General features: G+C 36.0%; 28 protein-coding genes and 2 tRNA genes. 19 read left to right on the top strand and 11 right to left on the bottom strand.

Annotation, left to right across the window (positions count from 1 at the left end; translation table 11 throughout):
• Positions 1-13: 13 nt before the first annotated feature.
• The 3 genes from ribBA to SKM54_RS10850 all read right to left on the bottom strand — a co-directional run bounded on the left by ribBA (position 14) and on the right by SKM54_RS10850 (position 1,771).
• Complete coding sequence (gene ribBA / locus SKM54_RS10860) at positions 14-1,129, bottom strand: bifunctional 3,4-dihydroxy-2-butanone-4-phosphate synthase/GTP cyclohydrolase II (protein ID WP_248103292.1); 1,116 nt, start codon at positions 1,127-1,129, stop codon at positions 14-16.
• Positions 1,130-1,575: 446 nt separating this feature from the next.
• Positions 1,576-1,651, bottom strand: a tRNA-Gly gene (locus tag SKM54_RS10855).
• Positions 1,652-1,698: 47 nt separating this feature from the next.
• Positions 1,699-1,771 (bottom strand) — tRNA-Gly (locus SKM54_RS10850).
• Between the two features lie 233 nt (positions 1,772-2,004).
• Here SKM54_RS10850 and SKM54_RS10845 point away from each other — a divergent pair.
• The 5 genes from SKM54_RS10845 to SKM54_RS10825 all read left to right on the top strand — a co-directional run bounded on the left by SKM54_RS10845 (position 2,005) and on the right by SKM54_RS10825 (position 4,843).
• Entirely contained in the window at positions 2,005-2,316 is a 312-nt protein-coding gene (locus SKM54_RS10845) for a BolA family protein (protein ID WP_154773191.1), read from the top strand.
• Positions 2,317-2,331: 15 nt separating this feature from the next.
• The gene (locus SKM54_RS10840) at positions 2,332-2,721 is read left to right on the top strand and encodes a SirB2 family protein (RefSeq protein WP_321090151.1); all 390 of its coding nucleotides are present in this window, start codon (positions 2,332-2,334) and stop codon (positions 2,719-2,721) included.
• 80 nt (positions 2,722-2,801) lie between these two features.
• Positions 2,802-3,644, top strand: a complete 843-nt coding sequence (locus SKM54_RS10835; protein ID WP_321095337.1) for a ParA family protein — start codon at positions 2,802-2,804, stop codon at positions 3,642-3,644.
• Positions 3,645-3,648: 4 nt separating this feature from the next.
• The gene (locus tag SKM54_RS10830) at positions 3,649-4,038 is read left to right on the top strand and encodes a hypothetical protein (RefSeq protein WP_321095336.1); all 390 of its coding nucleotides are present in this window, start codon (positions 3,649-3,651) and stop codon (positions 4,036-4,038) included.
• A 214-nt stretch (positions 4,039-4,252) separates the two neighbouring features.
• Positions 4,253-4,843, top strand: a complete 591-nt coding sequence (locus SKM54_RS10825; RefSeq protein WP_321095335.1) for a LysE family translocator — start codon at positions 4,253-4,255, stop codon at positions 4,841-4,843.
• On the opposite strand, the gene SKM54_RS10820 is transcribed toward SKM54_RS10825, so the two are convergent.
• On the bottom strand, positions 4,840-5,478 hold the full coding sequence (locus tag SKM54_RS10820; RefSeq protein WP_321095334.1) for a DedA family protein: 639 nt from the start codon (positions 5,476-5,478) through the stop codon (positions 4,840-4,842). The two genes, SKM54_RS10825 and SKM54_RS10820, sit on opposite strands and share 4 nt — an antisense overlap.
• A gap of 193 nt (positions 5,479-5,671) precedes the next feature.
• Between SKM54_RS10820 and SKM54_RS10815 the strand changes: the two genes are divergently transcribed.
• The 6 genes from SKM54_RS10815 (at position 5,672) to SKM54_RS10790 (ending at position 10,739) form a co-directional block, all read left to right on the top strand.
• Positions 5,672-6,088, top strand: coding sequence for a DoxX family protein (locus tag SKM54_RS10815; RefSeq protein ID WP_321095333.1), 417 nt, complete (start codon positions 5,672-5,674; stop codon positions 6,086-6,088).
• Positions 6,089-6,217: 129 nt separating this feature from the next.
• Positions 6,218-6,586 (top strand): NirD/YgiW/YdeI family stress tolerance protein, encoded by a 369-nt coding sequence (locus SKM54_RS10810; protein WP_154773184.1) that lies wholly within the window; start codon positions 6,218-6,220, stop codon positions 6,584-6,586.
• Positions 6,587-6,726: 140 nt separating this feature from the next.
• Entirely contained in the window at positions 6,727-8,295 is a 1,569-nt protein-coding gene (gene guaA, locus SKM54_RS10805) for a glutamine-hydrolyzing GMP synthase (protein ID WP_311918101.1), read from the top strand.
• Between the two features lie 142 nt (positions 8,296-8,437).
• On the top strand, positions 8,438-8,581 hold the full coding sequence (locus tag SKM54_RS10800) for a hypothetical protein (RefSeq protein WP_321095332.1): 144 nt from the start codon (positions 8,438-8,440) through the stop codon (positions 8,579-8,581).
• A gap of 56 nt (positions 8,582-8,637) precedes the next feature.
• Positions 8,638-9,111 (top strand): HNH endonuclease, encoded by a 474-nt coding sequence (locus SKM54_RS10795; protein WP_321095331.1) that lies wholly within the window; start codon positions 8,638-8,640, stop codon positions 9,109-9,111.
• A 251-nt stretch (positions 9,112-9,362) separates the two neighbouring features.
• Positions 9,363-10,739, top strand: coding sequence for an L-serine ammonia-lyase (locus SKM54_RS10790; protein ID WP_321095330.1), 1,377 nt, complete (start codon positions 9,363-9,365; stop codon positions 10,737-10,739).
• Between the two features lie 17 nt (positions 10,740-10,756).
• Here SKM54_RS10790 and SKM54_RS10785 read toward each other — a convergent pair whose 3' ends face one another.
• Positions 10,757-11,926, bottom strand: a complete 1,170-nt coding sequence (locus tag SKM54_RS10785; protein WP_321090157.1) for a GGDEF domain-containing protein — start codon at positions 11,924-11,926, stop codon at positions 10,757-10,759.
• A 395-nt stretch (positions 11,927-12,321) separates the two neighbouring features.
• On the opposite strand from SKM54_RS10785, the gene SKM54_RS10780 reads away from it, so the two are divergent.
• The 3 genes from SKM54_RS10780 to SKM54_RS10770 all read left to right on the top strand — a co-directional run bounded on the left by SKM54_RS10780 (position 12,322) and on the right by SKM54_RS10770 (position 14,421).
• Positions 12,322-13,269 (top strand): pirin family protein, encoded by a 948-nt coding sequence (locus SKM54_RS10780; protein ID WP_321095329.1) that lies wholly within the window; start codon positions 12,322-12,324, stop codon positions 13,267-13,269.
• A gap of 16 nt (positions 13,270-13,285) precedes the next feature.
• Positions 13,286-13,684: an OsmC family protein gene (locus tag SKM54_RS10775; RefSeq protein WP_154773180.1), complete on the top strand. Its 399-nt coding sequence runs from the start codon at positions 13,286-13,288 to the stop codon at positions 13,682-13,684.
• An 83-nt stretch (positions 13,685-13,767) separates the two neighbouring features.
• The gene (locus tag SKM54_RS10770; RefSeq protein WP_321090159.1) at positions 13,768-14,421 is read left to right on the top strand and encodes a glutathione S-transferase; all 654 of its coding nucleotides are present in this window, start codon (positions 13,768-13,770) and stop codon (positions 14,419-14,421) included.
• A gap of 52 nt (positions 14,422-14,473) precedes the next feature.
• Here SKM54_RS10770 and SKM54_RS10765 read toward each other — a convergent pair whose 3' ends face one another.
• Positions 14,474-15,070 (bottom strand): SPOR domain-containing protein, encoded by a 597-nt coding sequence (locus tag SKM54_RS10765; protein WP_321090160.1) that lies wholly within the window; start codon positions 15,068-15,070, stop codon positions 14,474-14,476.
• Positions 15,071-15,361: 291 nt separating this feature from the next.
• The gene (argS, locus tag SKM54_RS10760; protein WP_321090161.1) at positions 15,362-17,152 is read right to left on the bottom strand and encodes an arginine--tRNA ligase; all 1,791 of its coding nucleotides are present in this window, start codon (positions 17,150-17,152) and stop codon (positions 15,362-15,364) included.
• A gap of 215 nt (positions 17,153-17,367) precedes the next feature.
• Here argS and SKM54_RS10755 point away from each other — a divergent pair, with 215 nt between their 5' ends.
• Entirely contained in the window at positions 17,368-17,634 is a 267-nt protein-coding gene (locus SKM54_RS10755; protein ID WP_248103095.1) for a DUF2798 domain-containing protein, read from the top strand.
• A 349-nt stretch (positions 17,635-17,983) separates the two neighbouring features.
• Positions 17,984-19,684, top strand: coding sequence for an NAD-dependent malic enzyme (locus tag SKM54_RS10750; RefSeq protein ID WP_248103051.1), 1,701 nt, complete (start codon positions 17,984-17,986; stop codon positions 19,682-19,684).
• 48 nt (positions 19,685-19,732) lie between these two features.
• Here the strand turns inward: SKM54_RS10750 and SKM54_RS10745 are convergent, their stop codons facing one another.
• Complete coding sequence (locus SKM54_RS10745) at positions 19,733-20,653, bottom strand: Dyp-type peroxidase (RefSeq protein ID WP_321095328.1); 921 nt, start codon at positions 20,651-20,653, stop codon at positions 19,733-19,735.
• A 161-nt stretch (positions 20,654-20,814) separates the two neighbouring features.
• Between SKM54_RS10745 and SKM54_RS10740 the strand changes: the two genes are divergently transcribed.
• Positions 20,815-21,435: a LysE family transporter gene (locus SKM54_RS10740; protein WP_248103054.1), complete on the top strand. Its 621-nt coding sequence runs from the start codon at positions 20,815-20,817 to the stop codon at positions 21,433-21,435.
• Positions 21,436-21,694: 259 nt separating this feature from the next.
• On the opposite strand, the gene znuB is transcribed toward SKM54_RS10740, so the two are convergent.
• The 3 genes from znuB to SKM54_RS10725 are packed head-to-tail and all read right to left on the bottom strand — an operon-like array spanning position 21,695 to position 23,760.
• On the bottom strand, positions 21,695-22,495 hold the full coding sequence (gene znuB, locus SKM54_RS10735) for a zinc ABC transporter permease subunit ZnuB (protein ID WP_321095327.1): 801 nt from the start codon (positions 22,493-22,495) through the stop codon (positions 21,695-21,697).
• Positions 22,496-22,498: 3 nt separating this feature from the next.
• Positions 22,499-23,281 (bottom strand): metal ABC transporter ATP-binding protein, encoded by a 783-nt coding sequence (znuC, locus tag SKM54_RS10730; RefSeq protein WP_248103060.1) that lies wholly within the window; start codon positions 23,279-23,281, stop codon positions 22,499-22,501.
• Positions 23,263-23,760 (bottom strand): transcriptional repressor, encoded by a 498-nt coding sequence (locus SKM54_RS10725; protein WP_154773172.1) that lies wholly within the window; start codon positions 23,758-23,760, stop codon positions 23,263-23,265. Before SKM54_RS10725 ends, znuC begins: the two co-directional genes overlap by 19 nt.
• A 134-nt stretch (positions 23,761-23,894) precedes the next feature.
• On the opposite strand from SKM54_RS10725, the gene SKM54_RS10720 reads away from it, so the two are divergent.
• Entirely contained in the window at positions 23,895-24,734 is an 840-nt protein-coding gene (locus SKM54_RS10720; RefSeq protein ID WP_321095326.1) for a metal ABC transporter solute-binding protein, Zn/Mn family, read from the top strand.
• Between the two features lie 171 nt (positions 24,735-24,905).
• On the top strand, positions 24,906-25,304 hold the full coding sequence (locus SKM54_RS10715) for an ATP synthase subunit I (protein WP_154773170.1): 399 nt from the start codon (positions 24,906-24,908) through the stop codon (positions 25,302-25,304).
• The last annotated feature ends 86 nt before the right edge of the window (positions 25,305-25,390 follow it).

Genomic DNA, 25,390 nt, shown 5'->3' with positions numbered 1-25,390 from the left:
CCTCGATTATTTCTTAAGATGTTTGTTGTGCTGTGATGTATTCCACCACTTCTAAATTAAAACCAGATAATGCGTTGAAGCGTAAAGGCGAACTTAATAACTTCATTTTTTCTACGCCTAAATCGCGAAGAATTTGTGCACCCACACCAATTGTTTGATATTGCTGTGAAAGAGCAGAATTCGATTTCACATTTTTAGGTGTTGTTAACACATCAAGTGCTGGACCTAAATCTTGTAAATGACGCTGACCAATCCAAACTAAAACACCACGATCGCTGTTCGAAATTTCTTTTAAAGCACGATCTAAGTTCCAAGCAGGCTCGCCATCTTGCTTATTGATTTTAAGTAAATCACGTGTTGGATTAAAACCATGAACACGAACAGTGGTCACGCCTTCTTTTGGCTCGCCTTTTACTAATGCTAAATGAATATCAGGATTACCTAATTCACGATAGCGGAAAAGTTCAAATGTACCGTATTCAGTATCAAGTGTTTGTTGATCAATACGTTCTACCGTTTGCTCATTGGTCATGCGGTAGTGAATAAGATCGGCAATAGTACCAATTTTTAAACCATGTTTTTCTGCAAAAACTTCAAGGTCAGGACGACGTGCCATCGTGCCATCTTCATTGATAATTTCACAAATTACAGATGCAGGCTCTAAGCCAGCTAAACGAGATAAATCGCAGCCTGCTTCTGTATGACCTGCACGGTGTAATACACCACCTGGCTGAGCCATAAGTGGGAAAATATGACCTGGTTGAACAATGTCAGCAGGCTTTGCATGTGCTGCTACTGCAGTCTGAATTGTATGCGCTCGTTCAGCAGGTGAAATACCTGTCGAAATACCTTGAGCAGCTTCAATAGATAAAGTGAAGTTTGTACCATGCTGAGCGCCGTTCGCATCGACCATAAGAGGTAGATTAAGCTGCTGGCAGCGTTCTTTACTTAGAGTTAAACATACAAGACCACGAGCATGCGTAATCATAAAGTTGATATCTTCTGGACGAACGTGAGTAGCAGCAATAACTAAGTCGCCTTCATTTTCACGATCTTCGTCATCCATCAGGATAACCATTTTTCCTGCACGGATATCTGCTACAAGCTCTTCAACAGTATTGAGCGGCATCAACCTTCACCTTTTTTAAGTCACTAATGACGTTTAAATTCATTAAATGGTTGCATAGTTTAACGCTTTTTACAGCATTTTGCCTATGCTTCTGATTTTTACTTACTGGTTCATTGTTATACACAGTCTTCAAAATATTGAAAAGCGAACATTCTTTTGAAAGATGTAATTATGTTGAATGTTTAATCAGTTGGTTTGCAGAATTTTTGAGATGGATATTCACTATTGAAATTAGTGACTGGGTAATGGCCAAGCCATTGTTTTATTGAGTGGGTGAGAGTGAAATTTAAGTGTAAAAAGAAAACTGAATAGATACAAAATGCATTTATTTCAGGTTTAAAAAGAGGTAGCTGTGGTTGCTAAATTATGTGAATTTAATTTTGTATATGAATAGTTAGTTTCATAAAAAAAGCCCCCATCTTTAGATGAGGGCTTTTTTTAGAATCTGGAGCGGGAAAGGAGACTCGAACTCCCGACCCCAACCTTGGCAAGGTTATGCTCTACCAACTGAGCTATTCCCGCGGAGTCTATAAAGTTTTTTAAATAAAAAACTAAATGAAAAAATTTTGAGCGGGAAAGGAGACTCGAACTCCCGACCCCAACCTTGGCAAGGTTATGCTCTACCAACTGAGCTATTCCCGCATGCCGTGTATAATACAGTATGAAAAAATAGGGTCAACATTTTTATTTAAAAACTTTAATCATTTGCATAAATAAAAACCATTTTAGAGATATTTTTTATTATTCGTAGAAAAAATATGCAAAATTTAGTTGGTAATCATGCAAGTTTGTATTGTCGTTATTATATTTTTCTTGAAAAGCAATAACAGGCTATACTCAAAGATGAAGACGTTTGAACTATTGGAAGATTGAATATGAGCTTAGAACAGCAACTTAATGAGCGTTTACAAACTTTAGAGCCAAGCTATTTAGAAATTGTAAATGAATCTTCAGGTCATGGTGGATATTTCCCTGGCAAAGAATCTCACTTTAAAGTTGTTATTGTGAGCGAGTGTTTTGCAGGATTACGTTTGGTTCAACGCCACCAAAAAGTTTATGCAGCAGTAGGTGAGCTTTTAGGCGCAGGTAATATTCATGCACTTGCGATTCATGCATTTATTGCCGATGAATGGAAAAACCAAGATACTTCAAGCCCTGAATGTGCGCATGCACCAAAAACATCTTAAAAGGAACGAATTGAGATGAATCCGACACTCCTTGCCTCAATACACCTTGTAGGAATTGCACTCCTTTTTGTGGTTATTCTTTTACGTGGAATGACACTATTTAAAGGTGTAGAAAACAATCAGCCAAATCAATCTTCAAGAAAGCTTTTTGTTGCGCTTCAGCATTCATCTTTAACCATTGTTGTATTCACAGGCGTTGCCTTATTGGTGATGAAAGACTTTCAGGTAGAAACTTGGTTTTATGCCAAAGTTGTACTGTTTTTGGTGATGGTTTCTTCTTTAATTAAAGCCTATAAAAAAGATGAAACAATTTTACTGGTTCAACGTAAAGCAGGATGGGTTATTGCATTGGTTGCTTTTGTTGCAATTTATGGTCTTGTTTTAGTGAAACCTGTATTTGGATGATTATTAGACTTTCTTGTTGGTGAAAATGCATGTAGCTTAATCTACATGCATGACATAAAAATAAATTTGGGGGGAGTCTTATGCTAATAAGGGTTATTTTTAATCAAAAGGGTGGGGTTGGAAAATCAAGTATTGCGGTAAATTTGGCAGCAATTAGTGGAAATGAAGGTTTTAAAACACTCGTTATAGATTTAGACCCCCAAGCCAACTCTAGCCAATATTTATTAGGTGATGACGCAACATATTCCACAGATAAGCCTGCTTTAGAGCCTAACATTGAAAATTATTTTGATGAAGTTTTGGGTACAAATCAAAGTAAAGGTTTAATTGGAAATGCATTAGGAAATATTTTAAAAAATAGATCTAAAGGTTTAGATGCATTTGTTCACCAATCACCATTTAAAAGTTTAGATGTTATTCCTGCAAGTCCTAGTTTAGGTGCTTTGGCACATGCATTAGAATCGAAGCATAAAATTTATAAACTCAGAGATGCCTTACAACAATTAGAAGGGCATTACGATAGAATTTTTATAGATACACCGCCTGCATTTAATTTTTTTACTTTGTCAGCACTTATTGCCGCAGATCGGGTGCTTATTCCTTTCGATTGTGATGTTTTTTCTAAGCGAGCTTTATATACGCTTATTGAAAATATTTTGGAAACTCAAGATGATCATAATGATCGACTTTCAATTGAGGGAATTGTGGTCAATCAATATCAACATCAAGCGAAGTTACCTAAAGAAGTTGTGCAACAGCTAAAAGATGAAGGTCTACCTGTTTTAGAAAGTATGTTGCCACCTTCAATTATTATGAAAGAATCGCATCATAAAAACTTACCACTCATTTATTTAGCAACAGAACATAAATTGACTAAAGCTTATCAATTATTGTTCAATGAGCTAGAACAACATTCGAGATAATAATATGAAAGTGCTCCCACTTTTTTTAGTTGCTAGCAGTACTTTATTTTTAGGTGCATGTGCAACAACAACGAAACCTACTTATGTTTCACCTACGCAGTTTCAGGCATTAAATTGTCAGCAACTTCAGGCAGAATATAATCGCATTCAGCAACATTTAGATAATGGTGTGCAGCCAGCGAAACGTACAGGTATGGGTGTTGGGGTTGGACTCGGCGGTGGATGGGGACGCGGTGGTTGGGGCTTTGGACCAAGTATTTCTGTCAATATGGGGCAATCTTCAAATACCCAAAAAACAGAAATTTCGAAATTATTGGGTGAGCAAGAAGCTATTGTTCAATCTGCTCAATTTAAATCTTGCCCAATTATTGTACGAAATAAAGCAACTTCATAATTGAAATTTCACTCTGTTATAGGGCTTTATGCAAATAACAGAGTGAAAATATTAGCAAATGTTTCACAATTAAAATAAATAAAAACAATAATATAAGGAAATTATTGAGTGAAAATGACCTCGTGAGTTTTATTTTTAAAAAGTCAATATCTTGTTATTTTTCATAACATTCGTTTAATGTGTGCAGCTTAAACATAGTTGAACATGTACATAGATGATAGAAAGTTGGCTTTTTACTTTAGCTGTAATTGCGGTATTGATGATTCCTGGACCAACCAATGCATTGTTGGCTAGTTCGGCACATCAGCAAGGTATAGCAAAAACAAGCCTCTTTATTCCTACCCAGCTATTAGGCTATCTGTATGCAATAAGCTTGTGGGCATTGTTTATTCATTTGTGTTCGCCAACATGGCCACATCTTATTACTATTTTGCATTTTTTTAGTGCAGCATATGTGTTGTGGCTTGCATTCCGTTTATGGAAGCTTTCTTACTTAGAACAGCATAATCAGCGTCACACTTCTATTCGACCACGTCAATTATTTTTCGCGACATTAAAAAACCCAAAAGCATTACTTTTTGCTGCGGGTATTTTTCCTGCGGAAACATGGGATAGTGCGACAAATTGTCTTTTGGTTTATGCCGTATTTTGTTTGGTATTAGTTCCTACAGCAATGTTTTGGATGTCTTTTGGGCGTGCAATTTTATCTGGTCAGCTGAATAAATTAAAAGCCGATCAATTTTACAAAGGATCGGCTTTATTACTTATTGTGTGTATGTTGCCAGTTGTAGCGAGATTTTTTTAGTTAGTTTTCGATTTAAAAAATTTCTGTTTAATGAAACCGATAACGCCTGGCAATACACTCAGAATAATGATGCCAAAAATAAGATGTGTGAAATTATCTTTAACGATAGGCATGTTGCCAAATAAGAAACCTAAAATAACAAAAGATGAAATCCAAAGGAAACCACCAATAACGTTATAGCTTAAAAAGTATTTGTAGTTCATGCTACTTGCGCCTGCTACAAATGGCGCAAATGTACGGGCAAAAGGTACGAAGCGTGCAAAAATAATGGTTTTTCCACCATGTTTTTCAAAGAATTTTTGGGTATTCATTAAATGTTGTTTATTGATGAAACGAGATTCAATTTCAAAAACACGTGGCCCAATATATTTCCCAATGTGGTAATTCAAGGTATCGCCAAGTACAGCTGCAATAAAAAGAAGAGGAATTAAAATCCACGGATCCATTACACCTGTAGATGCAGCAAGTGCGCCTGCTGCAAATAATAAGCTATCACCAGGTAAAAATGGCATTACAACCAAACCTGTTTCTACAAAAATAATGAGAAACAAAATGGCATAAATCCATACCCCATAATTGGTAATGAATTCTAAGAGATGGTCATCTACATGCAATATAAAACTAACGAGATCCATTGGGGCTAAACACTAAAAAATGTACACAAATCCTAGCAGTCAACGTATTTAAAGTCAGCATTAAAAAGATAAATATTTCCGATCTTTTTGTCCTATATATAAAACGATGGGTATTATTTTGTATATTTATTCTATATTTCGTGATGCATAAAATGGGCACATCTTCCGAATTAATCTAAAAATAGGTTTGAAAATGTTGAATCCAAATGTTGTTGTAAAAAATATTGTTAATCAAGATCAAGTAAATACGATTGTTTCTACTCTTGCTCGTGTTTTAGTTGTGTATATTTTTATTGTTGCTGGCTATGGAAAAATTTCAGGTTACGAAGCAACAGCAGGTTATATGGAAGCAATGGGTGTTCCATCGGCATTATTACCATTAACCATTTTGGTTGAATTAGGTGGTGGTTTGGCGCTTTTACTTGGCTTTCAAACTCGCTTTGCAGCATTTGGTTTAGCTGTATTTAGTTTAATCACTGCCTTTATTTTTCATGGTGGCGCAGAAGATGCAATTAATTTAATGAAAAATTTATCTATCGCTGGTGGTTTATTCTTTGTGATGTTACATGGTGCAGGTAAATTGAGTATCGATCATTTAGTTGAAAAATAATAAAAAATGGATTTGCACAAAGGCTGTACAAGGTAAGGCCTTTTTTTGTCTAGTTACAATAAGTCAGCGTACTGAAGATGCTTAATTTGTTTAAATAATATGATTAATTTTTAAACGTGAGTAAATTATATGAAAAAAATTGCGTTATTGGCTGTAATAGCAGGTTCTTTAGCAACATCTTTGAGTGCATGGGCAGGTAAAGATGATCATGTGATTATTCAAGAAGCTGTTAATAATCATGTTCAAGTAGCTCAAGCTATAAAATTAGCAGATGAAACTGCTGTGACTTTAACAGGTACTTTGGTTAAGCAAATTGATGCAGAAAAATTTGAACTTAAAGATGCAACAGGCACAATTTTATTAGAGATTGATGATGATATTTCTAGAGCAACGCCAATTAAAGTGGGTGATAAAGTAAAAGTAGTTGGTGAGGTTGATACGCATCGTTATAAACCAACTGATATTGAAGTTGTTTTACTCGAAAAAATTGCACCTTAACTTTTCATATTGAGCAGGTATTTTTCAGCAGATTGTTTTGAAAAATACCTTTTTATTTAGCTTGTCCGAATAGTGTGCGTAGTTGCTTTAAAAATGTTAGAATACCGCGCTTATATTCGTTGCCTGCATAGTTGTTTGCCATGACTACCAATACCCAAATTACTGAAGATCGTATCCTTATCTTGGATTTCGGTTCTCAATATAGCCAGCTTATTGCACGTCGTGTACGTGAAGCTGGTGTTTATTCAGAAATGTACGCATATGATATGTCTGAAGAAGACATTCGTGCATTTAACCCAAACGGGATCATTCTTTCAGGTGGTCCAGAAAGTGTTTATGAAGCTGGTAGTCCACGTGCCCCTGAAGTTGTATTCAACTTAGGCGTGCCTGTACTTGGTATCTGCTATGGTTTACAAACCATGTCACAACAGCTTGGCGGTAAAGTAGAGCCAGGTGATGTACATGAATTTGGTTATGCAGAAGTCGACATCCAAGTACGTGATAAATTGATTGGCGATCTTGAAGATACTGCAAATCAATTAAAAGTGTGGATGAGCCACGGTGACAAAGTTACTGCGATTCCTGAAGGATTCCAAGTTACTGCAAGTACGCCAAGCTGCCCATTTGCAATGGTATCTGACGAAGCTCGTCGTTTCTACGGTATCCAGTTCCATCCTGAAGTAACACACACTGCAAAAGGTGCTGAATTACTTTCTAACTTTGTTCACGGTATTTGTGGTTGCCGTAACTTGTGGAACTCAGAAAATATCATCGATTTACGCGTACAACAATTACGCGACCAAATTGGCGACCAAAAAGTATTATTAGGTCTTTCAGGTGGTGTGGATTCATCTGTTGTAGCTGCATTACTTCATAAAGCAATTGGCGATCAATTGACTTGCGTATTCGTAGATAACGGTTTACTTCGTTTGAACGAAGGTGAGCAAGTAATGGATATGTTTGCGAAAAACATGGGTATCCGTGTAATTCGTGCCGATGCTGAAGATCGTTTCTTATCTGCGCTTGCAGGTGAAGTTGATCCTGAGAAAAAACGTAAAATTATTGGTCGTGAGTTCATTGAAGTATTTGCTGAAGAAGCACGTAAGCTTGATGGCGTAAACTTCCTTGCTCAAGGTACGATTTACCCAGATGTAATCGAATCTGCTGCGACTAAAAATGGTAAAGCGCATGTAATTAAATCACACCATAACGTGGGTGGTTTACCAGAAGATTTAGCGTTTGAATTGGTTGAGCCAATCCGTGATTTGTTCAAAGATGAAGTTCGCCGTTTAGGTACAACTTTAGGTTTACCATTTGAAATGCTTTACCGTCACCCATTCCCAGGTCCGGGTTTAGGTGTTCGTATTCTTGGTGAAGTGAAAAAAGAATATGCTGACATTCTTCGTTTAGCAGATGATATTTTCATGCAAGAATTACGTGCTAGTGGTTGGTATGACAAAACTGCTCAAGCATTTGCTGTATTCCAACCAGTGAAATCTGTTGGTGTAGTAGGCGATGGTCGTCGTTATGCATGGGTAATTGCATTACGTGCAGTTGAAACTGTTGACTTCATGACGGCTCGTTTTGCTCATCTTCCATACGACTTAGTAGATAAGATTTCTACGCGTATTATGAATGAAATTGCTGAAGTTTCTCGTGTTGTTTATGACGTATCGTCTAAACCACCTGCAACAATTGAATGGGAGTAATTTAGGGCTTTCAAGAAACAACGTTTCTTGCCTAAATTACGGCAAAGGCTATGCCTGCGCCAACTGAAGAAAATTATTAAAAAAGGACGCTTAGGCGTCCTTTTTTATGTATATTAAATTTATTTGATAGTTAGAGTTAGATATGAGTTTTTATCAATGGCTTATTGAAGAAAAGAAATTATCTAGCTCAACGGCTTCTAAATATGACTTGGTTATTAAAAATAGAATATTGGAATGGTTGCCAAGTTATGAGTTACCAAAAACAGTATTGAATTTGAAGCATTAAAACAAACCATTTATGAGTTAGATATTTACCAAGAAAGAAATCGAGTTGGTAATAATATGTACTCATCTGCATTGAATCATTATGGTAATTATTTAAGAATCTTTGACCATAAAGATCGAAATATCTTTAAAGAAAATGAAGAATTTACTTCTGAGGCAAAAAAACTAATAAAAGTAAGATTAATACAAAATAAGTTTAGAAAAGGTCTATTTGATTTAAGTAAAACTTGTGCAGTGACGGGATTTAATAGCTTTCAATTTTTAATTGCATCACATATTAAACCTTGGGCAGTAAGTACAGAATTGGAGCGTATGGATTCATATAATGGTCTGCTATTAACACCTAACTATGATCGATTGTTTGATAGAGGTTTTATTTCATTTAGACCAAGTGGAGAGATCATAGTTTCTACAAAGTTAACAAAAGATGAAGAGGAATTTTTTAATATACCTAAAAATTTGTGCATTCAGTTATCTTCAAATCATAATGCTTATTTGGAATATCATTCAGATGTCGTGTTTAAAAAATAGATAAAAATTATTCTATGAGTAACATTGCGAAATTTTAAAATCTCGGTATGTTTGATAACTCTATCAACAGATGAAACCATAACAATACATTCAAAGAATATAAAATAAAGAAAAATTAAGGCAATATTATTAAAACAATAAAGTCATTTTATGGATGATTATGACTTTTATGGTAAGCCCATAAAAATAACATTCTATTAAAAGAATATTGTGAAAATTAAACCTAAACACACTCGAGATAATAAGACCCAATGACACTGAGCGTATTTGATTTATTTAAAATTGGAATTGGTCCATCTAGCTCCCATACTGTTGGCCCTATGCGTGCAGCTTGCCAATTTATAGAGAATATTCAACAGCAACATGTAATTAAAAACATAGCACGTATTCAAATAACATTGTACGGATCGTTGTCTGCAACAGGCGTTGGGCATGCAACAGATCAAGCTGTGCTATTAGGTTTAATGGGCTTTCATCCTGAAACAATAGATACCAATAACAACGCCAAATATTTAAGTGAAATAGAACAACAAGTTTTGAATCTCAATTTAGAACATAAAATTAAATTTTGCTCTGAAACAGATTTGATCTTTTCTAGCGAGTCTTTGCCGTACCATCCAAATGCAATGACCATAGAAGCTTTTGAAGCTAATGGGAAAATTATCTATGAAAATACATATTACTCGGTAGGTGGTGGATTTATTTTGGAGCATCACGAAACGTCACACCCAGTTTCTACGCAAGCTGCTCTAGACGTTCCTTTTCCTTTTCAAAATACAGCAGAGTTGTTGGCACATTGTGAAGCGCAGAACAGTAGCATTAGCCAAATTATGTTGGAGAATGAAAAAACATGGCTCAATGAAAATCAGATTCGTGAAAAAATTCTGTCGATTTGGGCAGTTATGAAGGAATGCATTGAAAATGGTTTGAGCAATGAAGGCATACTTCCTGGTGGTTTATTTGTAAAACGCAGAGCAAAAAAACTGCATGAAATGCTGCAAAATCATACGCGTAAAGAACTGATTTTTTCATCTTTTCAAGCAATGGAATGGGTCAATTTATATGCATTAGCGGTGAATGAAGAAAATGCAGCAGGCGGGCGTGTCGTTACGGCACCAACGAATGGAGCATCAGGAATTATTCCTGCGGTGCTGTATTACTATTTACATAATGATCCATCAATTAATGAAGATTCTATTGTTGAATTTTTCCTTACAGCGGCAGCAATAGGCATTTTATGTAAGCTCAATGCATCTATTTCTGGAGCAGAAGTGGGTTGCCAAGGCGAGGTGGGTTCTGCATGTGCAATGGCTTCAGCGGGACTTGCGGAAATGTTTGGTGGTTCACCACAACAAGTTGAAAATGCTGCTGAAATTGGGTTGGAACATAATCTTGGCTTAACGTGTGACCCTATTGGTGGATTGGTACAAATTCCATGTATTGAACGTAATGCAATTGCTGCAGTAAAGGCAATTAATGCTGCTCAAATGGCTTTGCGTGGTGATGGAGAGCATCATGTTTCTTTAGATAAAGTAATTCAGACAATGAAAGAAACAGGTAAAGATATGTCTGAAAAGTATAAAGAAACCTCTAAAGGTGGATTGGCTGTTAATGCAATTGAATGTTAACAATCTAATATTTTTAATTAACTTGCTTTCATGACTAAATTACGACCTGCCGACTTTGCTACATATAGAGCAATATCTGCTTGTTTGATGGCATCATTAAAAGTGTATTTATCATAATCGATTAAGGTTACGCCAATAGACGCTGTAAAATAAATAGGACCATAACCCTGAACAATAATAGGAGATTTTTCAATTTTCTGACGTAATCTTTCTGCAATAAGGTATGCATTTTCTTGTGGGGTATGCGGTAAAAGTGCAATAAATTCTTCACCGCCATATCTTGCAAATAAGTCATTGCTACGTAAAACAGTCTTACAAACATCGGACATTTTTTTTAAAACTTCATCTCCAACATCATGGCCATAAGTATCATTAATTGCTTTAAAGTGGTCGATATCTAGCATTAAAAGTGAAATTGGTTGTTCATTATTTGCATGGTCGCTAATTGTTTTTTTTGCTCTGCGTTCAAAGTATCTGCGATTATCTATACCTGTGAGCATATCTGTATGTGCCATCATCTCTAAGGTTTGTCGGTTAAAACTATCTAATTTATGATGCAAAAAAATACTACGAGATTTGTAGGTAGATACCCAACTCATAACTAAACTAAACACTAATATAGGCATATAACTGAGTAAATATAAAACGAACTGCTCAAAAGCACCATCAATTGCATAATAAACACCCACGAAGCCAATTATTGTAATAGTGAAAGAAACAATAAGTGCAGGCAGAAAGCGAACTTGTATCGATAAATTCGCCAATAAAACAAAAACTAAAGATGAATAAATATAGATGGTTACATTGGGGCTTGCAGAAAGGTTAACTAAGTAAAACCAAAGTGCAGATGCACCAATTATGGAACAAGGTAAAATTAAATCAAAAAGTTCAACTTTTCTATTATATTTAAATAAATAAAGTGTAATTACAGAGATAATAGCTGTATATAAAAGCTTAGTGGTGATTGCTAACATTCCAACATCAGCTATAACATACCAATCTGCAATGCTATAGAAAGCGTACGCAGCTTGAGCAATTAAATTGATCTGAAGTAAATGTTTGAGTTTTAAGTCTTTTTGATATTCTAAATATTCATCATCATATTGCTTGGGAATGCGTGCCAACATGGTTTTTAATGCTTTTTGCACCAATAAGCGAGACTCTTGTTCATATTCTTGATAAATCACTTATTAACCCCAAAAATTAGAAACTGCATGAATATGCAAAAAAAACGATTAAAAAATACTCATTATATGCGGGTATATTACTTGCAAATGATCGTATTTTGAAATGAGTAAATTTGATATCAAAACAATAAAATGTAAGCTTTTGTAAGTTTTATGTGTAGAAAGTTAACTGGTAGAGGGTTCTCAAGTGAGTTACTTATTTAAATATAAGTTTATAAGTTAATTGAATTTTCTATTTATTAAATATTCACATTGTTGAATGTAGCATTGTCCTATAAGTAATATTCTGAATACCAATATAGGGATGGGCGTATATCAAAATAAAGGCTAATATCTCATTATTCTATGTAGCCATTTTATCTAAAAAGATAGCCACTCATGTTAAGGATAAATTTATGACAAATACAAATTATACAGAACTGTCAAAGTCAGATGAATGTGAAAAGTTTATTAATCAATTTATCCAAGACATTCCATTACGTAGTGCAGAAATTGGTCGTGGCACAATTATTAAACGTGCGTTACCTAGCCGTCATAAAAGAATGATTGGTGCATGGTGTTTTCTAGATCATGCTGGGCCTGTAACTTTTCCAGAAGGTGAAGGTCTAGATGTAGGTCCGCATCCGCATATTGGTTTGCAGACTTTTACGTGGATGATTGAAGGTACGATGATTCATCAAGATAGCGTGGGTTCTGAGTTATTAATTAAACCGAAACAAGTAAATTTAATGACAGCGGGTCACGGTATTTCTCATACAGAAGTTGCACCAGATACAGAAACTAAAATGCACGCAGCACAGCTTTGGATTGCATTGCCAGATGACAAAATAAATATGGCACCGCGTTTTGATCATTATCCTGAGCTACCTGTGGTAGAAAAAGATGGTGTGGAATTTACAGTTTTAGTTGGTGAGTTTTTAAATACAAAGTCTCCAGTTGAAGTGCATACAGAACTTTTAGGTGTAGATTTAGCTGCAAAAATGCCTGCAACAACACGTTTAAAATTGAATCCTAAATTTGAATATGGATTTATGGCATTGGAAGGTACTGCAACAATTAATGGGCATGAGCTAAACAATGACAATCTTTTAGTATTAGAACCAGGTGTTACAGAAATTGACGTTCAAATTCATGAAGATTCACGTGTTTTATTGTTAGGCGGAGAACCATTTGAATCGCCAATTTTATTGTGGTGGAACTTTGTTGGGCGTACTCAAGAAGAATTGAAACAAGCACTCGAGCAATGGAATAATCACGATGCACGTTTTGGTACAATTCCAAGCTATGAAGGCCCAAGATTAGAAGCTCCTACATTCCCAGATAAAATGAGAGCATCAAAATAAAAGAAGGAGCTTCAACATGGCAGTTATTGCAAATGCAAAAGTTTTAACTTTAAAGGAGCCTTGGTCGGGTCAGGTGAATAGTGGTAAACATCAACTTATTACAGATAAGCCTGAATCCTTTGGTGGGCAAGATCAAGGTTTAGCACCTTACGATTTTATTTGTGCAGGATTAATTTCTTGCACAATGATTACCTTGAGAATGTACGCTCAACATAAAGGTATAGCGTTGGGTGAGTTCACTGTTGAAGCTGACTTTAAAGCCAATAAGGAAGGTGAAGAGTGGATTGAGCGACGTTTACATTTTGTAGATTCATTGAGTGAAGAATTGCAGAAAAAGGTTTTGGATATTTGCTCAAAAACACCAGTGACTAAAACACTATTACGCAGTTTGAAAATTAATACGCAACTTGTATAAAACTAAAAGAAGATATTTCTAAAATTGAAATATCTTCTTTTTTTATGACGCGAAAGATCACTAAAACAAAAAAGAGATTGCTTATGTTGGTATTACATCATTTAGAACAATCACGTTCATCTCGCATTATATGGGCGCTTGAAGAGCTTGGGCTTGAGTATGAGGTAAAGCTATATAAGCGGTTACCTTCATTTGCAGCACCACCAGAGTTAAGAAAAGTACATCCTTTGGGAAAATCACCTGTTTTAAGTGTTAATGAAGAGGTGATAGCAGAATCTGCTGTTATTTTGGAATATCTTCAAGACAATTACGATAAAGAACAAAAGTTTAAACCAACTGATAAAGCTAATTTAAACCAATATAAATATTGGATGCATTATGCCGAAGGTTCTCTTATGCCTTATTTAGTGATGACATTAGTACTTACAAATGTACCTAAGCATGTGCCTTGGTTAATTAAGCCTGTTGCTAAAAAAATTACAGGAGGTATTAAGGCTGGTTTTATTCATCCTCGAATGAAAGAGCATATTTTATTTTTGGAAGATTATTTGGCAAAGAATAATTATTTTGCAGGAGATTTTTCTTTTGCTGATATTCAAATGTCATTTCCATTGATGGCAATACAAGACCGAATGGGCGGTGATTATCCAAATATTTCTACTTATTTAGCGCGAGTTAAGCAAAGAGTTGCATTTAATCGGGCAAAAATTCGAGAACAAAATTTATCTAAATCATAAGAATTCTGAAAATAAAAAAAGATGCTTTAAGCATCTTTTTTTATAAATTTAATTAGCGTTTTACAACAATTGAGTCGATACCACTATGTTGTAAGGTTTGCTGAGCAATAAGAGCTGCTTCTTGTGAATCATAAGGACCTGAAATAACGCGGTACCAAACTTGACCACCTTCTGTTGTTTTCATCACATCGGCAGATAAGCCATTCAAAATAATTTCAGCGCGTCGAGCATCTGCTGCATCAGGGTCGTTATAACTACGAACTTGTAATATGTAGTTTGCTTTTGGCGCAACTGGTTGTGCGCTTAATCCTGTTGCTTCAGAAGCAGGTTGATTATTTGCAGGTGCTTCAATAATGACTACAGGGCTTTTATCTTTGGTTTCAGGAACTGCTTGTTCAGGAATAGGTGTAACTTGTTGTTGAGGCAATAAATCGTAAAAACGGTAATCTTTGTTGGTTTCTTCTTTATTTTGTTGAGAAGTGATTTGGTCTTTGGGTTTAACAGGCTCCCAAGGTTTCCATAATAAAAGTGCTACAGCAAAAGAAAGCACAATTAAAATAATCACAAGTGTTCCTAGCCAAGCAGGAAAAAGTGGCTTTTTAGGTTTATTCGGTCTTTCTGATACGCCGCGTTGAGTTTTTCCAAACACGAGGGAACCTCATTATTATTCGTTACGATATGACCATAAGATGATACTTAGTAAGACAGAGAACTTATTGCTTTTAGTATCTTGCTTAGTTGTTGATATTACAGGAAAAGGTGTTTCCTGTAATCTCCTTTTTGTGAATAGAAAGATCATGCTAAAAAACATGATCTTTCTTGAATTGCTTCAAAGCTTTTGGTTTTGCTTCATTGCATATCAACAATGTCTAACATGCAATGTTTGCTACTCACTTCGAGAAAGCTCTCCGTCTTACGAGCATGCAAAGCAATGCTTTGCTTACATGCTCTCAGGAGCAGATACGCCAAGAAGTTCTAAACCATTCTTAAGTACTTGTTGAACGTTTGCAGATAACAATAAACGTGCTTGAGTAAGTTCAGCATCATCACCTAAAACTTTATTTTCGTTGTACCAACCGTGGAACAATGCAGCAAGTTCTTTTAAGTAGTTACCAACTTGATGAGGTTCATAGCTGTTCGCAGCACGAGTTAAAATTTCTGGGTATGCAGCAAGTTTAGCAAGTACTTCAGTTTCTGCATCAAGCTCAAGTTTTGCAGCGAATTGACGCGCATTTTCAGTAGAGAAAGTAATGCCTGTTGAAGCAGCTTTTTCTAACATACGGCAGATACGTGCATGTGCATATTGAATGTAATACACAGCATTATCTTTGCTTTGCGAAACTGCAAGATCTAAGTCAAAATCAATGTGTTGTTCAGACTTACGCATTACATAGTAGAAACGTGCAGCATCAATACCCACTTCTTTACGAAGGTCACGCAAAGTTACGTATTGACCAGAACGAGATGACATTTGAACCATCTCACCGCCACGCCACAAGCTTACGAACTGAACTAAAAGAACTGTTAGCTTTTTAGAGTCATAACCTAAAGCATCAATTGCTGCTTTTACACGTGCGATATAACCGTGGTGATCTGAACCCCAAATATCAATAATATCTGTGTAGCCACGTTGAAGTTTGTTCAAGTGATATGCAATGTCAGATGCGAAGTAAGTTGTTTGACCATTACGACGTTTTACAACACGGTCTTTTTCATCGCCAAACTCAGTCGATTTAAACCAAATGTTGCCATCTTTTTCGTATAAGAAGCCACGTTGATCTAGAGTTTGAAGTGCTTCTTCAATTTTTTCAGTTAAAGTTGCTTCACTGAACCAATTATTGAATGTTACGCCAAACTCACCAAGGTCATCTTTAATGTCATCTAAAATGGCAGTTAAAGCTGCTTGATGGAAAACGCGGTAGCCTTCACCAATAAGTGTTTGAGCGTTAAAAATTAAACCATCAATGTGCTTTTCTTTGTCGCCTGAAAGTACAACTTTGTTGCCATCAGCATCTAGCTCAGCAGCAAATTGAACATCTTCAGGAACATCTTTATATACGTCTGCAACAGGGCGTACGTGTGCATTGCCGTCTTTATCAATAATGCTTTGTGCGATTTCTTTTACATAGTCGCCTTGGTATGCATTTTTAGGGAATACAAGTTCTTGGCCCGTAAGCTCTAAATAACGAAGGTATGTAGATGTTGCAAGGATGTCCATTTGACGACCCGCATCATTTACATAATATTCGCGGTCAACTTTAGCACCCGTTGCTTCAAGTAAGTTTGCAACAGTCATACCGTATGCAGCACCACGACCATGACCTACGTGTAGGCTTGATGTCGGATTTGCAGAAACAAATTCAACTTGAATGCGTTTTTCAGCATTTGCTTGAGTACGACCAAATAGATTTTTTTGTGCTTGAATTTGATCTAAAACAACAAAGCGTTGGTCTGCGTTTAAGAAGAAATTGATAAAACCAGGACCTGCAATTTCTGCTTTGCTAATGTCTGCAACTTCAGGAAGATTCGCAAGAATTTTTTCGGCTAAATCACGTGGTTTCATACCAGCAGCTTTAGAACCAATCATCGCAATATTAGATGCGAAATCGCCATGACTTCGGTCTTTAGTGCGAGTCAAAATGCTTGTATTGTTCCAGTCAGATGGGAGTACACCTTCAGCTTGAAGGGATTGCACTGCATGATCGAGCGCTGCTTGTATTGCCGTATTCATAATCAGTCGAAAAAGATGTCGCAGAAAAACGCTAAATATAGCAAATTTCGAGGTCTTTAGGTAAACGCAATTGTATTGAATGAATGTTGTTCGATGATTTTTTTAATATTTAATGAGTTTTTAGTGAATAAATAAGAATAAGTAATTGGTTTGTGGCATATTCTAAGCCAAATTTAATAAATAAAAATGGAATTGAAGTGTCTAGAAAACCTCCAATGATATTTGGCAATGTTCCAAAGCTTTCAGTGAAATGGGCAGCTGTTGTTATCCCGTTTTTTCTATCATGCTTAATGAGTGGAATTATTTCCTTTATTAATATGCTACGAAATGTGGGTTGGTACGACGGCTTTCTTGCATTTTGGTTTGAAAATTGGATGTTGTCTTGGGTTGTCGCATTTCCTGTGGTATTGGTTTTATTGCCTTGGGTGAGATGTTTGGCAAGTATTTTTGTTGATATGAGACAGATTATGCCTCCAAAGTAATTTGCTTAAATAAAAGTCAAATATGCTATTTGGTATTTCTTTAAGAAATGACAAATTTCGTAAAATGGAATCATTTTCAGATTTATAAGAAATAGTACTAATTCACAAAATTTAAGTTTTTTATAAAAATAATAATAAAATTACCCTTTATTCATCAAAATAAGCAATTTTTTAGATAAAAATTATAAAAAATACCATTTTTATTTATTGGCTAAATCATCTTAAAATTACTATCAATTAACTAAATGACATTTTTTGATGAAATGACGCTAAGCTATAGCAAGAAAATAGAGATGGAATAAATTTTCCCATTTTATTTCATCCGATGACCCGCACAATGAGATCGGAAATGACATCAGATTTAAGCAAAGTTAAAAAACCTTTATATATTCCTTACGCAGGTAACACCCTTTTAGAATTGCCTCTTTTAAACAAAGGGTCAGCATTTAGCGACGAAGAGCGTACAACTTTTAATTTAAATGGATTAATTCCGCGCGTAGTTGAAACAATCGAAGAGCAAAGTCAGCGTTCATATCAGCAATATAGCGCTTTTGATGAAGCCATTAATAAACATATCTATTTACGTAATATTCAAGATACCAACGAAACACTGTTCTATCACTTAGTTGAAAATCGCTTAAGTGAAATGTTACCAATTATTTATACACCAACTGTAGGTGAAGCATGTCAGCGTTTTTCTGATATTTATCGCCGTCATCGTGGTGTGTTTATCTCATATTCAGACCGTGATCAAATTGATGAAATTTTACATAATGTGAATAAAAAAAATGTGAAAGTTATCGTAATTACGGATGGTGAACGTATTCTTGGTCTAGGTGACCAAGGTATTGGTGGTATGGGTATTCCAATTGGTAAATTATCGCTATATACAGCATGTGGCGGTATTAGCCCTGCATACACATTACCAATCACCATTGATGTAGGTACAAATAACGAAGAATTGTTAAGCGATCCTATTTATATGGGGTTAAAGCACCCGCGTATTCGAGGTGAAGAATACTATAACTTTGTTGATAAAATTATCGCTGCGATTCAACGTCGTTGGCCAAAAGTGTTAATTCAGTTTGAAGATTTTGCACAAGTAAATGCAATGCCTTTATTGAACAAATACAGAGATAAAGTGTGTTGCTTTAATGATGATATTCAAGGTACGGCAGCAGTTTCAGTAGGTAGTTTAATAGCTGCTTCACGTGCAGCAGGTAAGCAATTAAAAGATCAGGTTGTTACTTTCTTGGGTGCTGGCTCAGCGGGTTGTGGTATTGCGGAACAAATTGTTTCGCAAATGGTTGCAGAGGGTTTAACGGATGAGCAAGCACGTAAACGTGTATTAATGGTTGATCGCTTTGGTTTAGTCACACATAAGCAACCAGATTTACTCGACTTTCAAAGCAAATTGGCACAAAACCATGACGATGTTTCTGCGTGGGCATCTGAAGGTGACATCATCACATTATTAGATGTTGTTAAAAATGCCAAGCCATCTGTATTAATTGGTGTATCTGGTCAGCCGGGTTTATTTACAGAAGAAGTTATTAGAACGCTTGCTCAGCATTGCGAACGTCCAATTATTTTGCCTTTATCTAACCCAACTTCGCGAGTTGAAGCTGTGCCAGCAGATATTATTAAATGGACGGAAGGTCGAGCGCTTATTGCAACGGGTAGCCCATTTGAACCTGTAGAATATGAGGGTAAAACATTTAATATTTCTCAATGCAATAACTCTTATATTTTCCCAGGTATAGGTTTGGGTGTATTAGCCGTTGGTGCAACGCGTGTAACTGAAAGCATGCTAATGGCATCAAGTAATGCTTTGGCAGACTGTTCTCCAAAATTGCAAAATATTGATGCAGATTTATTACCTGATTTAAATGAGATTCAAAAAGTTTCAAAAATCATTGCATTTAAAGTTGCAAAAGCAGCAATGGAAACAGGTGTCGCTCCTATTATAAGTGATGATTTATTAAATAAAGAAATTGAAAATAATTTCTGGAAACCAGAGTATCGAGATTATAAACGCGTTACTTATTAATTAGCATTCTAAATAAAAGGGAGCAATTACTCCCTTTTATTTAGAAAATCAACTTTCTAAAATTGTTTCGAGTAATGCTTCGCTTGGCGCAAAGTAATATGCACCATCTTTTGGTGTTACAAAGTGAAGTAGACGATCATGAATACCATCGCCACTTGTACCAAACATGCGTAAAAGCATTGAATCTATAATTGATAAATTGTTGGTATATGCAATAAAAAATAGACCTTGGTCACCTTTACCATCACCATAAGGAAGTGAGTGACGAAGAATAGCCATTTCTTCACCTTCATCATCTTCTACAACGGTACGAGAAACGTGAGAGTTATTCGGTTGAACATCATCATCTAGTTCAATACTTTCTAATTTAGTACGACCGATCACTTGCTCTTGCACATCAACTTTTAGTTTTTTCCATTTTTCCAAATTGTGTGCGTAGCGCTGTGCAAAAATGAAAGATCCATCCGCAAATTCATCTGCATCTTCAGGTAAAAGGGCTGTTTCAGCGCGATCATCTGGAAATTGGGGGTTTTCGGTGCCATCAATAAAACCTGTTAAATCTCGACCATCAAATTGGCGGAAGCAAACGCGCTCATCTAAAACTTCAACTTTGTCTTGAATGCCATCAAAGAATGATTGACTAAGTGCAAAACATAAATCTGCGCGTTGAGCTGCAATATGAATAATCACATCGGCAGGAACAACTGGCATTTCAAATGAACCGTGAATGGGTGCAAGTTGATTGAAACCTTCAGGGCGTTTTGAATAAAGTTTGTCCCAAAGTTCAGGTCCAAATGCAATTGCGGTCTTAATATCTGCTTGTGGATGTTGGCTAATAAGGCGATCACGTGTTGATATTAAATCTTCAAATTTTTCTTTAAGTTCTTCAATGCTTAAATCTTTTAAACGTAAAATAATAAATCGAGCATGATCTGATGGTAATGGCAAAATTACAGATTGGGCGGTCATTCATGGCTCCTGAAAATTTATCTTTTTTGCAGACTTTGCTTATTGTGCCTGATGGTAAAAGCTGTGAATAGTATAAAACAAATAATTCACTATTGAATTTTAAAGCTATGAAAAGTGGAATAGTTTTATAATACGTCGATTTTATTTTATGCGGTTCAATCATGTCCTATCAAATGTGGATTGCCTTCATGCTTGCATGTTGGGTGATTAGTATTTCTCCAGGAGCGGGTGCTATTGCATCTATGTCGAGTGGGCTCAACTATGGTTTTCGACACGGATACTGGAATGTTCTAGGGTTGCAATTGGCATTGGTAGTACAAATTGCAATTGTTGCAGCAGGGGTTGGGGTTTTATTTACCACAAGTCCTTGGGCATTTTTAGTTGTGAAATGGTTTGGTGTGGCTTATTTATTATATTTGGCTTATTTGCAGTGGAATGCACCTGCGCAATCTATAGATATTAAAAATGATTTGCCAAATAAATCTCGGACTCAGCTTGTGCTCTATGGTTTTTTAGTCAATATGAGTAATCCGAAAGCGATTGTGTTTTTACTAGCTGTGTTGCCTCAATTTTTAGATTTGGCAAAGCCTCAGTGGCCTCAATATACAATTATGGCAATAACAATGATTAGTATAGATTTGATTGTAATGGCGGGTTATACAGGCTTAGCTGCGAAAGTATTAAGAATGTTGAAATCTGCGAAACAGCAAAAAATGATGAATCGTACATTTGCTGTGCTCTTTGCATGTGCTGCAAGTTTACTTAGTTTTGTGCATCAGTAGAGTGATTTGAATAAATTTTGAAGAAATGAAAATTTGATTAAAAAAAGAACAGAAAGTGTTTGACTCTTTTTTAAAATGTGATATATTTCACAATATAAAAACAAAATAAGAAAAAACTCCACAAGTTTTGCATTTTAAGACTCTTTAGCTCCCCCAAGCTAAGGAGTCTCTTTTTATTTACACTTTTTCAAAAATCAAAGCTCAAAATAAAAACAGCCATCTTTAAAGATGGCTTTCTATTTATTCATTTATGTATGAATTAAACGATTTTTTTAACTTTTTGAATGAAAAATATTGTGGCAAACAGAATAGACATCGTTAAAACAATGCTTAGTCCTGTAGAGATGTCTAGACCTGCACTTGACCATAAGCCAACACTTACGCCAATTTGTGCGATTACAAATGCCCAAATAACCATTTGTTTGGGTGAATGTGCAAGTAGGCGAGCGGTTAAAGCAGGAATAACTAACAAAGCACCCATAAGTAAAGAACCAACAGCACGTAAAGCCAATACTGTAAATAATGCAAGTAATAACATGAAAATTAGGCGTTGCCAATTTGCATTCACACCTTCACTTATTGCAATGTCTGGATCAATCGCAATTTGAATTTGTGCTGTCCAGTACTTGTAAAGAATAGCAAGCGAAATTGCAATAACAGTTGCAAATACAGGTAAATCTGCCCAAGAAATTTGTAAAAGATCGCCAAATAAATAGCTTAAAAGTTCGGGACGTAGCGTAGGTAAATACTGAATGAGCAGTAAACCAGAGCATAAGAGTGTTGCTGAACAAAGTGCAAGAAGTGCATCATTTGGAAGTCTAGGATCGTGTAGAACCCATAAAACAGCAACTAATAATAATGCTAAAAAAGTTACACCAACCCATAAAGGCAAACTTAAAATACCTGCGACAGCAACGCCAAGTAGTGTTCCATGCGCCATCGTGTCAGCAAAAAATGACATACGACGCCACAACATCAAACATCCTAGTGGTGCAGTTAGAAACACAAGTAATGTTCCCATTGTCCATGCAGGTAATAGTAGTTGTAACCATTCCATCATGGCTTAAGCTTCCGGTTCTGGGTGAATGTGTGGGCGTGAATCATGTTCGCAAGTTGTTGCTGTATCACCATGAGCACAATGATTGTGATGATGTTGATAGAAAACGCGATTTGTGCCGAAAATGGCTTGGTATGCAGGATCTTGCTGAATGTTTTCAGGCAGACCGCTACAACAAATATGCTTATTTAAACAAACAACGCGTTGTGTACCCTGCATCACCCATTGTAAATCGTGTGAAACAATTAAAATTGAGCAACCATATTTTTTAGGAAGGCTACGAACATAATCATAAAGTTCGGCTTCAGACTGAATATCTAACCCTTGCATAGGTTCATCAAGCACTAAAACATTCGGTTGTCTGAGCAAAGCGCGTGCTAATAAAACACGTTGACGTTCACCACCTGAAAGTTGCTGAACTTTTGCATTCTCTAGTTTAGCAATACCTGTATCTTGAATAATTTGCGCTTTAATTTCTGGTGAGCAAACTTCTAAATTTAATAAGTCTTTTACACGTAAAGGTAAACTATGAGACGGGTTGAACTTTTGTGGCACATAAGAAAATTTAAGATGAGCATTTGTGTGAATGCTGCCTGATTTTGGTTTCACAATTCCAAGCAAAACTTTAATTAATGTTGATTTTCCTGCACCGTTTGGGCCAATAAGCGTGACAATTTCACGATCATGCAAAGTGAAATCAACATTTTTTAAAATTTCTTTATCATCTATATGAACAAAAATATTCTTTAGCTCAATGACAGGAGTTCCAGTTATTGCTTGTTGCGACACTGCTGACAAACTCCAGAAATTTCAATAATGCTGTGATGGGCTGTGAAGTTGTCTGCAGCAGATAAAGTTGCAAGTTGTTGTAGTAATCCTTGGGCAGATGCTTCAGTAACAGATTTACATTCTGTACAAATTAAAAATGCTGCTTGATGTCCTTCACGAGGATGGCAACAAGGAATATAAGCATTAATAGAAGTGAGGCGATGAATAAGCCCTTTTTCTAATAAAAAATCTAAAGTCCGATAAACGGTAGGAGGGGCTGCAGGTCGCTCTGAACCGCCTTTTAATTTTGCTAAAAGGTCATACGCACCAACAGGTCCTGAAGCAGAAAGAATGAGTTCTAAAACTTCTTTACGCAATGGAGTGAGGCGTGCACCTGTCGATGCACAAAGACTTTCGGCATCTGCTAGGCGTTGATCAACATTGTGATGACCGTGTACGCCGTGTAAAGCATCGTGATGTTCATGAGAACATGAGCCCATAGCAACCTCATGGATTTAGAGTAAAAAATATACGTTGAATTTTAACATGAAGTGAGTGGAGTTTCGATTCAGGATATATATTTTTATTAATTTGTTATACTATAACATCCTCAAAAATTTTAAGCGATTTTTCCATGTCTCGTTTTTTTGCATTTTGTATATTTACTGTGATGAGTAGTTTGAGTTGGTCTCAAGCGATCGTGGTTTCTACACATCCAATTTATTTAATTGCTGAAAAAATTACAGAAGGTGTGGAAAAGCCAACTTTATTATTAAAAGATCAGTCAGGTCATGATGTAACATTAACGCCTGCACATCGTAAAACTATTCAGGAAGCTGAATTGGTTGTTTGGCTTGGCCCCCAGCATGAAGCACCATTAAATAAATTATTGGTAAATAATGCTTCAGCAATTTCAATTCTAGAATCTGGAATTGTGCAAACATTGCCACAACGTGATGCTCGTGGAAAAGCAATTAAAGGTACTTTAGATACGCATGTTTGGTTAGATCCAAATAATGCTGTTCGTATTGGTTTCTTTATTGCAGCATTACGTTCACAGCAAAAACCAGAATTTAAAGCTGAATATTGGGCGAATGCTCAGAAGTTTGCAAAAGATATGTTATTGGCTGCAAACAAGTTAAATACTACTTCTGCGGCAAAGCCTTATTGGTCATTTCATGATGCATACCAATATTTAGAGCGTTCATTGAATTTGAAATTTTCGGGCGCTTTAACGACAGATTCGCATATGGCACCAACGGTAACTCAAATTAAATACTTAAATGACAGTCGTCCAATGACAAAAATGTGCTTACTTGCTGAAGGTCATGCAAGTAAAAACCAATATCAAAAATTAGGTGATATCTCCTTCCAAAAGGTTGATGAAAGCATGAGTGGGGAAGGGGACTTTGTTGTAGGTTGGGCTAATTTGACTCAAGAAGTTCAAAAATGCGTATTAAGTACACGAAAGTAAACTATTTATTAAGCAAAAATAAACATAAAGATAATGTTACATAGTTGCAAAAAAACTCGACTTAGGTCGGGAAACGATTGCATGTTTAGGGGGCTAACTCTATAATGCCTCCGATAAAAATCGATCACCTGATAAACTTGTCAAGCATTAGTGCTGTAAGTGGAAATGTATATGAGCCGAACTAGTCGCATGATTGATCGACGATTAGCGAAAGCTTTAATCCTCATACAAGCATGTATGATTCCTGTTTCAGCCTTGATTGCGTTGGTCTTGAAAGACACAACTGCCGCTTATAGCGCCGCTCTTGGAGCGTTAGTTTGCTGGTTAGCGAGTAGTTATTTTTCTTGGCAGTCGTTTCGAACGGCAGGCGCGCGAGCAACGAAGCAAGTTCTTTTGAACATGTATAGGGGCATGATGGGCAAGTTTGCTATAGTGATCATTGGATTCATTTTAATTTTGAGCAATGTTAAACCGTTGTCAGCGGGAGCATTGTTTTGTGGGTTTATGCTCGTTCAAGCCATGTCGTGGGTTGCACCTTTTTGTGTATCACGCCTTCAGAAACGAGTTTAAACGCAACAAAAAATTGAAAAGTTTTTTTGGAGTGGAGCGAGATATCAAGCAGCACGCGATATTCGTTTTCTCTATATTAGTATTTG

Source organism: Acinetobacter faecalis (assembly GCF_034187745.1).
GTDB lineage: Bacteria > Pseudomonadota > Gammaproteobacteria > Pseudomonadales > Moraxellaceae > Acinetobacter > Acinetobacter faecalis.
This window is presented reverse-complemented; position numbering and strand designations above follow the sequence as displayed.